Here is a 14329-nt window from a genome sequence, read left to right as displayed (position 1 = left end):
CGAAGATCGGGTGGCGGTTACGCAGGCGCGGCGAGGGCGGCTACGGCAGCCGTACCCGCCCTTTTCCGTGCCGGTCAGCCGACCGGTTCCAGGAAGCCCTGCTCCACCAGCAGCCGGATCTGGGCCGGGGTGCGGTCGCGCAGGGCCACCGGGTCCTCGCCGACGAGCTGGGCGATCGCGTCCAGGATGCGGCCCGCGCTCAGCGTGCCGTCGCAGACGCCCGCGAAGCCCGCGCCGACGGTGTCGACCTTGGTGGCGCGGCACATGCCCCGGTGCTGACGGAGCACCACATGCTCGGGGTCCTCGGCACCGGGGAGCCCGACCTGTTCCTGGACCACCTCGGCGGCCAGCTTGAAGTGCCCCTCCAGCAAAGCGGCGTCGTCGTGCTCGCGCAGATGGGCGACGCGCTCGCAGTGCGCCCGGATCGCGTCGCCGAGGGGCTGTTCGACCGCGTGCGGCCACTCCTCCACGACGATGGACGGCTCGGCCGCCGAGGTCTTGCGCAGGGTGATCCAGCCGAAGCCGATCCCCTTGACCTTGCGCGCCTCGAACTCGTCGAGCCAGGCGTCGTACCGCGCCTGATACTCCGCCGGGTCCTCGCGGTGGTCCCCGGCGTCCCGCAGCCACAGCTCGGCGTACTGCGTGACGTCCTGCACCTCGCGCTGCACGATCCACGCGTCGCACCCGCGCGGCACCCACGACCTGAGCCGCTCCTGCCAGTCCTCCCCCTCCACGTGCTGCCAGTTGGCGAGGAACTGCGCGAACCCGCCCTCGTTCAGCCGGTCCCCCGCCTGCTGCACGAGCGTGCGGCACAGATCGTCCCCGCTCATCCCGCCGTCGCGGTAGGTAAGGCGGGCGCCGGGCGAGATGACGAAGGGCGGGTTGGAGACGATCAGGTCGAACGTCTCGTCCTGGCGCACCGGTTCGAACAGCGAGCCCTCGCGCAGATCGGCGGCGGGCGCGCCGGAGAGCGCGAGGGTGAGGGCGGTGATGTGCAGCGCGCGCGGGTTGAGGTCGGTGGCCGTCACGCGCGTGGCGTGCTGGGCGGCGTGCAGCGCCTGGATGCCGGAGCCGGTACCGAGGTCGAGCGCGGAGCCGACGGGCGTGCGCACGGTGATCCCGGCCAGCGTCGTGGAGGCGCCGCCCACACCGAGGACGACGTTCTCGGCGCGCTGTCCGATGCCGCCCGCGCCACCGACCGCGCAGCCCAGGTCGGACACGATGAACCAGTCCTCGCCGTCCGGACCGCCGTAGGGCCGCACGTCCACCGTCGCGGCCACCTCGTCGCCCACGCGCGTGAGCCAGCCCGCGTCCACCGCGTCGTCGACGGGGAGGACGCCGGCCAGACGCGCGGACGGCACGGGCTGCTGGAGCAGGAAGAGCCGCACCAGCGCCTCCAGCGGCGTGTCGCCGCGGGTCGCCCGGAGCGCGGGCACGGTCTCGCTGCGGGCCAGCGCGGCGTACGCGGGGGCACCGAGCAGGTCGAGCAGACCGTCGGCGGTGAAGGAGGCCGCGAGCAGGGCGTCACGCAGCAGGGCGGTGGTGCCGGGGCGGTCGGCGGCGGGCAGGGGAGCGGAGCCGGTGTCAGTCACGTCCCCATTGTGGCCCGCCGCACCGGGGTGACCGGTGTCGCCCGGCCGGGGCGTCCGGACTCCGGGCGGGGCGCCGGGCAGCGGGCTTGGGCGGCTTCGTCGCGCGCCCGGCCCGCGGCGCCGCCGTCAGCCCGCCTGCGCGGGCGCCGAACCCGAGGACTTGCAGCTCGGCTGCTCCGCGATCGCCTCGCGGACGTCGCCCTGCTCCAGGCGCTTGAGCGCCTCGGTGCCGCTGTCGCTCTGCCGGCCGATCGCCTTGGTGCGGTCGGCGACGTCGTGCAGGCCCTTGGCGAACTCGCCCTGGTCCTTGGTGTCCAGGTCGTCGACCTTCTTCTTCAGGTCGGCGTACGACGTGGACAGGTCGTTGAGGTTCTTCACCGCGTCCTGCTGGCGCTTGGCGCCGTCCTGGACGCCGGGGGGCGCGCCGGCGTGGCTGATGGCGTCGGCGATCGCCTTGTAGCCCTCGGACATGTCCTGGAACGCCTGGGAGTAGGTCTCCTTGGCGTCCTTCGGCGCGAGGTCGCTGTCGGAGGCGATCTTCGCGATGGAGGCGTTGGCGGCGCTGATCTTCTTGTCCTGAGCGGGTACGGCGTCGCACACCGACTTGGCCCAGACCCCCAGCTTGGGGTCGGGTCCCTCGCTCTTGCCGCCGCATCCGGTCAGCGCGACTATGAGTACCGCACCGCCGGACAGCGCGGCCGCGAGCTTCTTGTTCACAGGATCGTTCCCTTCCCTGGCTCTCGGCCCCCGGAATCTACACGCCGGACCACACCTTCCCCTTGGCGAACGCCCCCTACGTCGGCTTTTGTCATGCTTCGCACCGCAGGAGAGAAGGCTCACGGCGTGCGGATGCCCACAGGAGACGTGCCGGGCGCCCACGGGGAGGGGGAGCGTGCCGTCCCCACACGCGACGGGCGGGCGGTACGTCAGCACGTACCGCCCGCCCGCCCGTTGACCGGGCTGTCCCCACGTCCCCTACGAAACGACCGCCGGGGGCGTCGAGTTGGATATCTCGCCCTCGTCCTCGTCGTCCCCGTCGCCCACCGCGATGCCGCGCCGCTTGGACACGTACACCGCGACGACGATCACCGCGAGCGCGAGCACCGCGACCACGACCCGTACGGCCGTGCTCTTGTCGGCGCCGTAGGAGAACTTGATCACCGCGGGCGCGATGAGCAGCGAGACCAGGTTCATGACCTTCAGCAGCGGGTTGATGGCCGGGCCCGCCGTGTCCTTGAAGGGGTCGCCCACCGTGTCGCCGATCACCGTGGCCGCGTGGGCCTCACTGCCCTTGCCGCCGTGGTGGCCGTCCTCCACGAGCTTCTTGGCGTTGTCCCAGGCGCCGCCAGAGTTGGCGAGGAACACCGCCATGAGGGTGCCCGCGCCGATGGCGCCCGCGAGGTAGGCGCCGAGCGCGCCGACGCCGAGGGTGAACCCGATGAAGATCGGTGCCATGACGGCGAGCAGTCCTGGCGTGGCCAGCTCCCGCAGCGCGTCCTTGGTACAGATGTCGACGACGCGGCCGTACTCCGGTTTCTGCGTGAAGTTCATGATCCCGGGCTTCTCGCGGAACTGCCGCCGCACCTCGAAGACCACCGAACCGGCCGACCGGGACACGGCGCTGATGGCGAGTCCGGAGAAGAGGAAGACGACCGCGGCGCCCGCGATCAGACCCACGAGGTTGTTGGGCTGGGAGATGTCCATGGACAGGGTGAGCGGCGAGCCCGGCCCGCTCAGCCTCTCCCCCACGTCCCGCACGTTGGTGGTGATCGCGTCCCGGTACGACCCGAAGAGCGCCGACGCCGCGAGGACGGCGGTGGCGATCGCGATGCCCTTGGTGATCGCCTTGGTGGTGTTGCCGACCGCGTCGAGGTCGGTGAGCACCTGGGCGCCCGCGCCCTCGACGTCGCCGGACATCTCGGCGATCCCTTGCGCGTTGTCGGAGACCGGCCCGAAGGTGTCCATGGCGACGATCACGCCGACCGTGGTGAGCAGCCCGGTGCCGGCCAGGGCGACCGCGAACAGGGCGAGCATGATCGACGTACCGCCGAGCAGGAACGCGCCGTACACGCTCAGCGCGATCAGCAGCGCGGTGTACACCGCCGATTCCAGACCGATGGAGATGCCGGAGAGCACGACGGTGGCCGGACCGGTGAGCGAGGTCTTGCCGATGTCGCGGACCGGGCGGCGGGTGGTCTCGGTGAAGTAGCCGGTGAGCTGCTGGATGACGGCGGCGAGCAGGATGCCGATGGCCACCGCGACCACCGCGAGGATGCGCGGGTCGCCGTCCTTGGCACGGATCGCGACGTCGGTGACGCCCTTGAGGTCCGCGTAGCGGGAGGGCAGATAGGTGAAGACGGCGGCGGCGACGAGCGCCAGGGAGATCACCGCCGAGATGAAGAAGCCCCGGTTGATCGCGCTCATACCGCTGCGGTCGGCGCGGCGCGGGGCGACCGCGAAGATGCCGATCATGGCGGTGACCACGCCGATGGCGGGCACCAGCAGCGGGAAGGCGAGGCCGGCGTCCCCGAAGGCGGTCTTGCCGAGGATCAGCGCGGCGACCAGGGTGACGGCGTAGGACTCGAAGAGGTCGGCCGCCATGCCCGCGCAGTCGCCGACGTTGTCGCCCACGTTGTCCGCGATGGTCGCGGCGTTGCGCGGGTCGTCCTCCGGGATGCCCTGCTCGACCTTGCCGACCAGGTCGGCGCCCACGTCGGCGGCCTTGGTGAAGATGCCGCCGCCCACACGCATGAACATCGCGATGAGCGCGGCGCCGAGGCCGAAGCCCTCCAGCACCTTGGGCGCGTCGGCCGCGTAGACCAGCACCACGCAGGAGGCGCCGAGCAGGCCGAGGCCGACGGTGAACATGCCGACGACGCCGCCCGTGCGAAATGCGATCTTCATCGCCGTGTGCGATACGACGGTGAGATCCTTTTCCGGTTCACCCCGCGCGGGAGTGGCCCGCCGGGCGGCCGCGGCGACGCGCACATTGCTGCGCACCGCGAGCCACATGCCGATATATCCGGTGGCCGCGGAGAACACCGCGCCGATCAGGAAGAACACGGATCGCCCGGCCCGCTGATTCCAGTCGTCGGCGGGCAGCAGCAGAAGCAGGAAGAAGACGACCACGGCGAATACGGCGAGTGTGCGCAGCTGCCGTGCGAGATACGCCTTGGCGCCTTCCTGGACCGCCTCCGCGATCCGTTTCATCGACTCGGTGCCCTCGTCGGCGGCCAGCACCTGGCGCACCAGGATGCCCGCGACGACGAGCGCGGCCACGGCGACGGCCGCGATCACCGCGACCATGATCCGGTTGTCGTCGGTCAGGACCGCTGCCGCGAGGGGTATGGAGTGTTCCGGCTGAGGGAGGGAAAGCCCCGCCATTCGTCCTCCTTGAGGCTTGGGCTGAGCTCGTAATGATCAGCACAGGGCACGGTAAACAGAATTGCCCGGCACCTGCTCTTTAGCAAATGATCGGGACCGGAACAAGGACCGAGAACCCGAACGGCGTAATAGCGCTGAGGCATTTCCGGCGGGGTCCCGACGGGGTTTCGGCGAAGTGCCGGCAGGGGTTTCCCTTGATCGGAATTACTCGTGAATTCCTTCACGAATTCCGGGACCGGTGGGCGGGACGGCGCAAGGAGTGCCCTGCGGGGCGGCGCGGTGGGGGTGTGGCGGTGCCGGGGGCTCGCGAGACGGCAGGCGGGGCGGGTGCCGGGAGGCGCGGAAGAGGGGGCGCGCGTGGCGGCGTGGCAGCGCGGGGGCAGCACGAAGGGCCCTGCTCGGCAGGGCCCTGGGTGGTGATGCGTGTGCGGCGGGGGTGGGGTCAGAGAAGCGGGGTGACCGGGGGAACCGTCGGCCAGGACATGCGGATCAGACCGCCGTCCGGGCCGGTGGTGACCTTGACGTCGTCCACGAGGCCGCTGATGACCGCGAGGCCCATCTCGTCCTCCTCGGCCTCCACGTCCGCGTCGGACGCGGGACCGCCCGCCACCCGCTCGGCGGCGACCGCGTGCGGGGCCTCGTCGCCGACCTCGATGGAGAACAGCTTCTCCTCCTCGATCAGCGCGACCTTCACCGGTTCGGTGATGCCCCCGCTCTGATGCAGCCCGACGGCGCGGGAACAGGCCTCGCCCACGGCGAGCCGGACCTCGTCCAGCACGGCCTCGTCCACTCCGGCCCGGCGCGCCACCGCTGCCGCCACGAGACGGGCGGTACGGACGTGCTCGGGCAGCGCGCTGAAGCGGAGTTCGACGGTGGCCATGCATCCCCCTCGCGACTACGGGCGTGCGATACGGGGGCGGGGCAGCCGAAAGCCCGCACCCCACGTTGTACTTCTGTGCCCCGGCACACGGCACGGGACAGGACCGGCCAGGTCCGGGCCGCGGGGCCCGGACTCGGCGAACGGTCCGGAATCAGTCGGTGGCCTCCACCGCTTCCTCGACCGAGGTGTGAATCGGGAACACCTTGGTGAGACCGGTGATGCGGAAGATCTTCAGGATGCGCTCCTGGTTGCACACCAGGCGCAGCGAGCCCTCGTGGGCACGCACCCGCTTCAGGCCGCCGACCAGCACGCCGAGACCGGTGGAGTCGAGGAAGTCCACGCCCTCCATGTCGACGACGAGGTGGAAATTCCCGTCGTTCACCAGCTCGACCAACTGCTCGCGCAGCTTGGGCGCGGTATACACATCGATTTCGCCACCGACCTCGACGACCGTGCGATCGCCGACGGTACGGGTCGACAGGGACAGGTCCACGGAACCTCCAGCACCTTGCTATCGAGCGGTCGTCCCTCGGGACATCTCGGCTTGCGGCCCCCGGGACGCAACGCCAGCCGCGATGGCATTCAATCACTTACCGGCAGGTGTGCACGACGCCTTGGCTCCATTGTCCGTCAAGCCGGTGACACACTCGGTGCCGATGGCCAAGAATCACCGACCCGACCGATCCCAGCCGGACCCGGCGTCCCACCCGTCCCCGGGGACGGTCCTGGGCAGGCTCGCCTCCGGCCCGAGCAGGTCCGCGCGCATCACTCATACGGAGCACTTGCCCCCGCGTGCGGGCCGCCATGCCGTCTGGCCCGACCGGATTCGCCCCGAGGTCGTCGCGGCCGTCCAGGCGTGCGGGATCGAGCATCCGTGGGCCCACCAGGCACGCGTCGCCGAGCACGCGCTGGACGGCGATTCGGTCGTCGTCGCCACCGGTACCGCCTCCGGCAAGTCCCTGGCCTACCTCGTCCCGGTGCTCTCCGCGCTCCTGGACGGCTCCGAGGCGCCGAACGGCCGCGGCGCGACCACCCTGTACCTCTCCCCCACCAAGGCCCTGGCCGCCGACCAGTGCCGCGCGGTGCGCGAACTCGCCCGCCCGCTCGGCACGGCGGTGCGCGCAGCCGTCTACGACGGCGACACCCCCTTCGAGGAACGCGAGTGGGTCCGCCAGCACGCGAACTACGTGCTCACCAACCCCGACATGCTCCACCGGGGAATCCTCCCCGCCCACCCCCGCTGGTCCTCCTTCCTGAAGTCGCTCCGGTACGTCGTCATCGACGAGTGCCACACCTACCGGGGCGTCTTCGGCTCGCACGTCGCCCAGGTGCTGCGTCGGCTGCGCCGTCTGTGCGCCCGCTACGGCTCCTCCCCCGTCTTCCTGCTCGCCTCGGCCACCTCCGCCGAGCCCGCCGTGTCCGCCGGGCGGCTGACCGGGCTGCCGGTGGTCGAGGTCGCCGACGACGCCTCTCCGCGCGGCGAACTCGTCTTCGCCCTCTGGGAGCCCCCGCTCACCGAGCTGCACGGCGAGAAGGGCGCCCCAGTGCGGCGCACGGCCACCGCCGAGACAGCCGACCTGCTGACCGACCTCGCCGTGCAGGGCGTGCGCTCGGTCGCCTTCGTCCGCTCCCGGCGCGGCGCCGAGCTGATCTCGGTCATCGCCCAGGAACGGCTGGCCGAGGTCGACCGCTCGCTGGCCGGGCGGGTCCGGGCCTACCGGGGCGGCTACCTCCCCGAGGAACGCCGCGCCCTGGAGCGTGCCCTGCACTCCGGCGAACTCCTCGGGCTCGCCGCCACCACCGCCCTGGAACTCGGCGTGGACGTCTCCGGCCTGGACGCGGTGGTCATCGCGGGCTACCCCGGCACCCGGGCCTCCCTGTGGCAGCAGGCGGGCCGCGCCGGCCGGGCCGGGCAGGGCGCGCTGGCGGTGCTGGTCGCCCGCGACGACCCGCTGGACACCTACCTCGTCCACCACCCCGAGGCCCTGTTCGACCGTCCGGTGGAGTCCACGGTTCTGGACCCCGACAACCCCTACGTCCTCGCCCCGCACCTGTGCGCCGCCGCCGCCGAGATCCCGCTCACCGAGACCGACCTCGACCTCTTCGGCCCCGCGACCGCCGAGCTGCTGCCCCAACTGGAGGCCGCGAAGCTGCTGCGCCGCCGCACCCGCGCCTGGCACTGGACCCGCCGCGAACGCGCCGCCGACCTGACCGACATCCGCGGCGAGGGCGGACCCCCGGTGCAGGTCGTGGAGGAGGGCACCGGGCATCTGCTCGGCACGGTGGACGCGAGTTCCGCGCACTCCACCGTCCACGAGGGCGCCGTCCACCTCCATCAGGGCCGCACCTATCTCGTGCGCTCCCTCGACCTGAAGCACTCCGTCGCCCTGGTGGAACGGGCCGACCCGCCCTACTCCACCGTCGCCCGTGACACCACCTCGATCTCCGTCCTGGAGACGGACACCGAGATCCCGTGGGGCGACGGGCGCCTTTGCTACGGCTCCGTCGAGGTCACCAACCAAGTGGTCTCCTTCCTGCGCAGACGCCTGATCACCGGTGAGGTGCTCGGCGAGACGAAACTGGACCTCCCTCCCCGCACGCTGCGCACCCGCGCGGTGTGGTGGACGGTCACCGAGGACCAGCTCGACCAGGCGGGGATCAGCCCGGAGATCCTCGGCGGCTCGCTGCACGCCGCCGAACACGCCTCGATCGGCATGCTCCCCCTCTTCGCCACCTGCGACCGCTGGGACATCGGCGGCGTCTCCGTCCCCCTCCACCCCGACACCCTGCTGCCCACCGTCTTCGTCTACGACGGCCACCCCGGCGGGGCGGGCTTCGCCGAACGCGCCTTCCACACCGCCCGCTCCTGGCTCACCGCCACCCGCGAGGCCATCGCCTCCTGCGAATGCGACGCGGGCTGCCCGTCCTGCATCCAGTCCCCCAAGTGCGGCAACGGCAACGACCCGCTGCACAAACGGGGGGCCGTGCGGTTGCTGGGGGTGCTGCTGCGGGGGGCGTCGGAGACGGAGGACGCGGGGGCGGCGGCCGGGGCGAACGGTGCCGAGGCGGAGGTGGCCGAGAAGGCCGGCCCTCAGCCGGGTGGGGAGCGCGTCGGCGAGTGAGCGGGCGGCACGGCCGCCTCGCGGTCTGCCTCCGGCCCCGCGGACCCCACCGGCGGACCCGCCCTCGATCTGACCTCCGCCGAGAACGGCTCCCGTCCCGCACCCGCGCTCACGTCCGAGATCTCCCCGGAGATCGCGCACCGCACGAGGCGCGCGCCCTGTGCGGTGGCCACCCGCTCGGCCCGGGCGCACGCCGCCTCGGCGCCCTCGGCCCAGTGGTCCGCCGCCGCGAGCGCCGCGAGGTCCGCCGCGCCGGCCGCCCGGTGCCGTACGACGACGGCGTGCCCGAGGGCGAGCACCGCGCCGAACACCACACACAGCACCGCGACGGCCCCGAGGCTCCAGACGGTCGCGGAGCCACGGTCGCCCCGCCCCGAACGAGCCGTACCGTCCCGGCACTTCATCGCTCACTCCCTTCCCCGGCCGGTGTCCCCCCGCCGCCGACGGCGTCCTCCGCATCGGCCACCGCCTCCTCCCGTACGTCGAACGGCAGCCCGCTCAGCACCGGAGGTCTGGCCACCACGGTCACCCGGACGTGGTCACCTTCGCGGCCGACACTCACCTCGGCGCCCTCCGGTGCCGTCTCGCGGGCCACTCGCAGCACCGCGTCCCGCGGGTCCTGCCGGGCGGCGGCCCGGGCGCCCGCGCGGGCGGCGTCCACGCACCGGATCTGGGCGGCGACCACGAGCAGCCCCCAGACCAGCGCCATGACGAACGCCACCAGCACGGACAGCGCCATGGCCGCCTCGGCGGTCACGAACCCCCGGTCCCCGCGCGGCTCATGTGTGCGCACTGAGCGCCCGTTTCACGATGCCCTGGAGCTCCGCCTTGACCTGCCCGCTGGTGACGACCTCGTAGAGGAGCAGCGCGAACCCGACCGCCGCGATGATCCCCATGGCGTACTCGGAGGTCACCATTCCGGCGTCCTCACGACACCGCTCCCGCAACCGCCGCCACACCCGTCCTGCCTTCTGTCGCATCTCAAGTTCCCTTCCTGCGAAGCCTGTCCAACTCTTCTTGTGTTTCTGTCTGCGTCCGCGATCACTCACCTCTGCTCCTCAGCGACCACCCCCTCCCAGCACCCCGCCCGCCAGCCCGATCACCACGGGCAGCACGCCGATGGCGATGAACGCGGGCAGGAAGCACAGCCCCACGGGCGCGGAGATCAGCACGGCCGCCCGGCGGGCCCGGGTCGTCGCGGCGCGAGCCGACTCCGCCCGGGCGTCGGAGGCGATCCGGGCCGCCGGAGCCGCCGCGGGCAGGCCCGACTCGGACGCCCGTTCCAGCAGCCGGGCGAGTGGACCCGCGCCGGGCAGCGCGGTCAGCCGGCGCCAGGCGCCCGCCGGTTCACCGCCGAGGCGCACCTCGGCCGCACCCCGCGCCAACGCGTCCCCGACCGGTCCGCGAAGGGCGTCCCCTACCGCCTGCGCGGCGACCACGGGCTCCGCCCCGGCCACCACACAGGCCGCCAGCAGCTCTGCCGCGAGGGGGAGTTGGCGGGTCGCCGCCACCGGATCGACCGTCTCGGCGGGTTTCCGGGCGTCGTGCTCGCGGCGCCACCGCCACAGTCCCGCCGCGACCCCGAGCCCCACGAGGAGGCCCGCGGTTCCGCCGACCAGGACCCACGCCCCGCAGACTGCTCCGGCGAGAGGTGCCCACGGCCGTACGGCTTGCGCCAGGTCGGTGACGGGAGACCTGCGAGCCGATCCCCGTACGGCTGTGCGACCGACCCGCATCGCTGATCCATCCGACCCGCTCCCGGCCGCCACCAGCCCCGCCGCTCGCTGCCTCTCCCTCCGCCCCCGCCGAGCCGAATCCGCCCACCGCACCACCCACACCAGGGTCGCCACCAGGAGCGCGGTCACCCCCAGCCTGTGGACAGAGTCACCGTTCATGCCGCCTCAGCTCCCCGCACGATCCGGTGGGACCACCAGACCCCGGCCGCCTCGAACGCCGCTCCGGCCGCAAGGCAGCCGAGCCCGGCACCGGTGTGCAACAGCACCCGTAGCGGGTGGGCGCCCATGGCGGCGCCGAGCAGCAGACCGAGGACGGGAAGCGCGGCCAGCAGCAGGGCGGTGGCGCGGGCGCCGGACAACTGGGCTCGGAGGTCGGCGCGTTGGTCGCGTTCGGCGCGCAGGGCGCCGTCCAGCCGGTCCAGGCCGTCGGCGAGTCCCGCGCCCTGGTCCACGGCGACCCGCCAGCACGCGGCGAGCCCCAGCAGCCCCTCGGCACCCGCCCGCCGTGCGGCAAGGGCGAGGGCACCCGGCACGTCACCGCCGAAGCGGGCGGCGGCGACCACGGCCGCCTGCGTGTCGCCCAGGCCGCCGCAGTCCCCCTCGGCCCGCAGCAGGGCCTCCCCGGGCTGCCGTCCGGCGCGCACCTCTCCCGCCATCGCCCCGCACAGGGCGATCACCGCTTCCGCCCGGCGCTCCTCGGCCTGCCGACCCTGCCGGGCGATCCGCAAGCGGCGCAGCAGCGGTACTCCGGCCGCCCCCGCGACCACCGGAATCACCGAGGCGCCCAGGAGCCCCAGCAGCAGGCCGGCCGCGAGCGACCACCACTCGACATCCAACCTGCCGGTCAGCCGCCGCAGTTCGGCCACCACCCACTCCCCGGAAGGCGGTCCGGTCGCCACGGCCCCGCCGCCCGCCAGCAGCCACCGCGCCCGTCGCACGCCCTGTTGCCGTGTGCAGTACAGCCACCCGACGCCTCCCAGGCACACCAGCGCCGCGCCCGTGCCCAGCTCGCCCATCCCGACCTCACCCATCGCCGCCACTTCCTCCGCCGCGACCGCTCGCACGGTCCTCCAGTCCCTGGAAACGCCCGCCGCCCAACAGCTCCCGCAGCCGCCCCCACCCCCGCTCGGCGACGAACGCCCGCTCGCCCCACCGCAGCGCGGGCACCGTCCGCACCAGGCCGGAGGCGTCCCGCTCCAGGACGTGCACCTCGGCGATCCGGCGCCGTCCGGTCCGGTCGCGCACGAGGTGGAGCACCACGGAGAGGGCGGCCGCCAACTGGCTGTGCAGCGCTGCCCGGTCGAGCCCGGCCGCCGTACCCAGTGCCTCGAGGCGGGCCGGTACGTCGCCCGCCGCGTTGGCGTGCACGGTGCCGCAGCCGCCCTCGTGGCCCGTGTTGAGCGCGGCCAGCAGATGCACCACCTCGGGGCCGCGCACCTCCCCGACGACCAGCCGGTCGGGCCGCATCCGCAGCGCCTGGCGGACCAGGTCCTCCAGCGTGACCAGACCGGCGCCCTCCTGGTTCGCCGGCCGGGTCTCCAGCCGTACGACGTGCGGATGGTCGGGTCTCAGCTCGGCCGAGTCCTCCGCGAGCACGATCCGCTCACGGGGTCCGACCAGACCGAGCAGTGCGCTCAGGAGCGTGGTCTTGCCGGTGCCGGTTCCGCCGCTGATCAGGAAGGACAGCCGGGCGTTCAGCAGCGCGCGCAGGAGCCGGTCGCCGCTGGGCGGCAGGGTCCCCGCGTGGGCCAGTTCGGCGAGGGTGAAGGCGCGGGGCCGCACCACGCGCAGCGAGAGGCAGGTGCAGCCGACGGCCACCGGGGGCAGCACGGCGTGCAGCCGGGTGCCGTCGGGCAGCCGGGCGTCCGCCCAGGGCCGCGCGTCGTCCAGGCGGCGCCCGGCGACGGCGGCGAGCCGCTGCGCGAGGCGTCGTACGGCCGCGGGGTCCGGGAAGGTCACCCGGGTCAGTTCCAGTCCGCCGCCCCGGTCCACCCACACCCGGTCCGGGGCGGTCACCAGGACGTCGGTGACCGCGGGGTCCGCGAGCAGCGGTTCCAGCGGGCCGGAGCCGACGAGTTCGGAGCGCAGATGCTCGGCGGCGCCGAGAACCTCGGCGTCACCCAGGACCCGGCCCTGTTCGCGCAGGGCCTGGGCGACCCGGGCCGGGGTGGGTTCGGCGCCGCTCTCGGCCAGGCGGCGCCGAACGCCGTCCAGAAGGGCCGCGCCGTCGGCCCGGTCGAGTCCGGGGAGGGTCATCGGACTCCTCCCGTCTCGGCGAGGGCCTGCTCCCAGAAGGCGGTGCAGAACCGGGCCAGCGGGCCGCGTCCGCTCGCGCCGGGCGGCTTGGCGGTGGCGCGCGGCCGCGTCAGGGCGGGTTCGAGGGGCACGGTGCCGGCCAGGGGGAGGTCGAGCAGCCGCGCCACCTCGCGGTCGTCGAGTCCGGGCGCACACGGCCCGCGCACCGCCACGCGCAGATCGCGCACGACCATGCCGACGGCGGAGGCGACTCGGCCGGCGGCAGCCATGGCGCGCAGTTCGGCCGGGACGACGAGCAGGGCCAGGTCGAGCTGGGCGAGGACTTCCGCGACCCCGTCGTCCAGGCGGCGAGGGAGGTCGACGACGACCGTGCCGCCGCGTCGCCGGGCGGCGGCGAGCACCGCGCGGACGGCCTGGGGCGGGACGGCCACGCAGTCTCCCCGGTCCCAGCTCAGCACGCGCAGGGCGTGCAGTTCGGGCAGGGACTCCTCCAGGGCGCCGCCGCCGACCCGGCCGCGCGAGGCGGCGAAGGCGGGCCAGCGCAGGCCCTCGGCGGTCTCGCCGCCCAGGAGCACGTCGAGTCCGCCGCCCAGCGGATCGGCGTCCACCAGAAGGGTGCGGACGCCCTGGCGGGCGGAGGTGACGGCGAGGGCGCAGGCGAGACTGGAGGCCCCGGCGCCGCCCCGGCCGCCGATGACCCCGACGGTGAGGGCGGGGCGGCCGACCCCCTCGGCCACGTCGGCGATGCGGTCGACGAGCCACTGTTCGCCGTCGGGCAGCATCAGGACGTGGTCGGCGCCGATCTCGACGGCGCGTTTCCACACGTCGGGGTCGTCCTGGTCGCGGCCCACCAGCACCACTCCTCTGCGGCGCGCGGCCCCGCGCACCCGGCGGGCGGCGTCGTCCCCGACGAGCACGAGCGGCGCGGCCGACCAGCCACTGCCGTGGTCGGGGACGCCGTGATGAACCTCGGGAGTGGCCCCGGCCGCCGCGCACAGGCGCAACAGGTCGTCCAGGAGCAGGGCGTCCTCGGTGACGATGAGCGGGCGGCCCGCCCGGTTTCCGGCGGCGGGTGGCGGATCGTGGGCGACGGCATTCGTCATGGCGGATTCCCTTTCGCTGCATGGTGCGCGCGGCCCCCTCGGGCCCCGCGATTCCCCGACTTGTGGAGAACCGGTAAAGGTCTCCATATGAACGGCCGACAGGAACCGGCCAAACGCGTCCGGCATTGCGATCAGGCCATCGAGCTGCCCGATCCGGAGCGCGGTGGAATCACGATGCGGCGAACCCGGAAATAATGTGGATCTTGGTCCAAAACTGTGGACACTGAAGGGCCCTGTGAATATCTCCGTCACCCAA

The 14329-nt window shown here is 73.5% G+C and carries 13 protein-coding genes; 1 reads left to right on the top strand and 12 read right to left on the bottom strand.

The window, feature by feature from the left end; all coding sequences use genetic code 11:
• Positions 1 to 74 precede the first annotated feature (74 nt).
• The 5 genes from ACWEEU_RS03975 to bldG form a co-directional block, all read right to left on the bottom strand.
• On the bottom strand, positions 75 to 1592 hold the full coding sequence (locus ACWEEU_RS03975) for a DUF7059 domain-containing protein (protein WP_451728169.1): 1518 nt from the start codon (positions 1590 to 1592) through the stop codon (positions 75 to 77).
• A gap of 126 nt (positions 1593 to 1718) precedes the next feature.
• Positions 1719 to 2309, bottom strand: coding sequence for a small secreted protein (locus ACWEEU_RS03970; protein WP_385749325.1), 591 nt, complete (start codon positions 2307 to 2309; stop codon positions 1719 to 1721).
• 258 nt (positions 2310 to 2567) lie between these two features.
• Positions 2568 to 4976, bottom strand: coding sequence for a sodium-translocating pyrophosphatase (locus ACWEEU_RS03965; protein WP_451728165.1), 2409 nt, complete (start codon positions 4974 to 4976; stop codon positions 2568 to 2570).
• 442 nt (positions 4977 to 5418) lie between these two features.
• Positions 5419 to 5856, bottom strand: coding sequence for an ATP-binding protein (locus ACWEEU_RS03960; protein ID WP_385749329.1), 438 nt, complete (start codon positions 5854 to 5856; stop codon positions 5419 to 5421).
• 151 nt (positions 5857 to 6007) lie between these two features.
• Positions 6008 to 6349, bottom strand: coding sequence for an anti-sigma factor antagonist BldG (bldG, locus tag ACWEEU_RS03955; RefSeq protein ID WP_018547960.1), 342 nt, complete (start codon positions 6347 to 6349; stop codon positions 6008 to 6010).
• 82 nt (positions 6350 to 6431) lie between these two features.
• Between bldG and ACWEEU_RS03950 the strand changes: the two genes are divergently transcribed.
• Positions 6432 to 8978, top strand: coding sequence for a DEAD/DEAH box helicase (locus ACWEEU_RS03950; RefSeq protein ID WP_451728160.1), 2547 nt, complete (start codon positions 6432 to 6434; stop codon positions 8976 to 8978).
• On the opposite strand, the gene ACWEEU_RS03945 is transcribed toward ACWEEU_RS03950, so the two are convergent.
• The 7 genes from ACWEEU_RS03945 to ssd form a co-directional block, all read right to left on the bottom strand.
• Positions 8948 to 9382, bottom strand: coding sequence for an Rv3654c family TadE-like protein (locus ACWEEU_RS03945; RefSeq protein WP_451728157.1), 435 nt, complete (start codon positions 9380 to 9382; stop codon positions 8948 to 8950). The genes ACWEEU_RS03950 and ACWEEU_RS03945 overlap by 31 nt on opposite strands.
• Entirely contained in the window at positions 9379 to 9735 is a 357-nt protein-coding gene (locus tag ACWEEU_RS03940; RefSeq protein ID WP_451728154.1) for a TadE family type IV pilus minor pilin, read from the bottom strand. The genes ACWEEU_RS03945 and ACWEEU_RS03940 overlap by 4 nt, the downstream gene beginning before the upstream one ends.
• Before the next feature lie 22 nt (positions 9736 to 9757).
• Entirely contained in the window at positions 9758 to 9958 is a 201-nt protein-coding gene (locus ACWEEU_RS03935; RefSeq protein ID WP_385749336.1) for a DUF4244 domain-containing protein, read from the bottom strand.
• Positions 9959 to 10036: 78 nt separating this feature from the next.
• On the bottom strand, positions 10037 to 10873 hold the full coding sequence (locus ACWEEU_RS03930) for a type II secretion system F family protein (protein WP_451728150.1): 837 nt from the start codon (positions 10871 to 10873) through the stop codon (positions 10037 to 10039).
• Positions 10870 to 11745 carry a type II secretion system F family protein gene (locus ACWEEU_RS03925; protein ID WP_385749341.1) on the bottom strand — a complete coding sequence of 292 codons (876 nt, stop codon included), beginning with the start codon at positions 11743 to 11745 and terminating at the stop codon, positions 10870 to 10872. Before ACWEEU_RS03925 ends, ACWEEU_RS03930 begins: the two co-directional genes overlap by 4 nt.
• Complete coding sequence (locus ACWEEU_RS03920; protein ID WP_451728146.1) at positions 11738 to 12970, bottom strand: TadA family conjugal transfer-associated ATPase; 1233 nt, start codon at positions 12968 to 12970, stop codon at positions 11738 to 11740. Before ACWEEU_RS03920 ends, ACWEEU_RS03925 begins: the two co-directional genes overlap by 8 nt.
• Positions 12967 to 14073 carry a septum site-determining protein Ssd gene (ssd, locus tag ACWEEU_RS03915; protein ID WP_451728143.1) on the bottom strand — a complete coding sequence of 369 codons (1107 nt, stop codon included), beginning with the start codon at positions 14071 to 14073 and terminating at the stop codon, positions 12967 to 12969. Before ssd ends, ACWEEU_RS03920 begins: the two co-directional genes overlap by 4 nt.
• Between the last annotated feature and the right edge of the window lie 256 nt (positions 14074 to 14329).

The sequence above is a fragment of the Streptomyces sp. NPDC005004 genome, assembly GCF_053600675.1.
The sequence above is the reverse complement of the archived record's forward strand: the minus strand, read 5'-3'. Positions and strand labels throughout refer to the sequence as shown.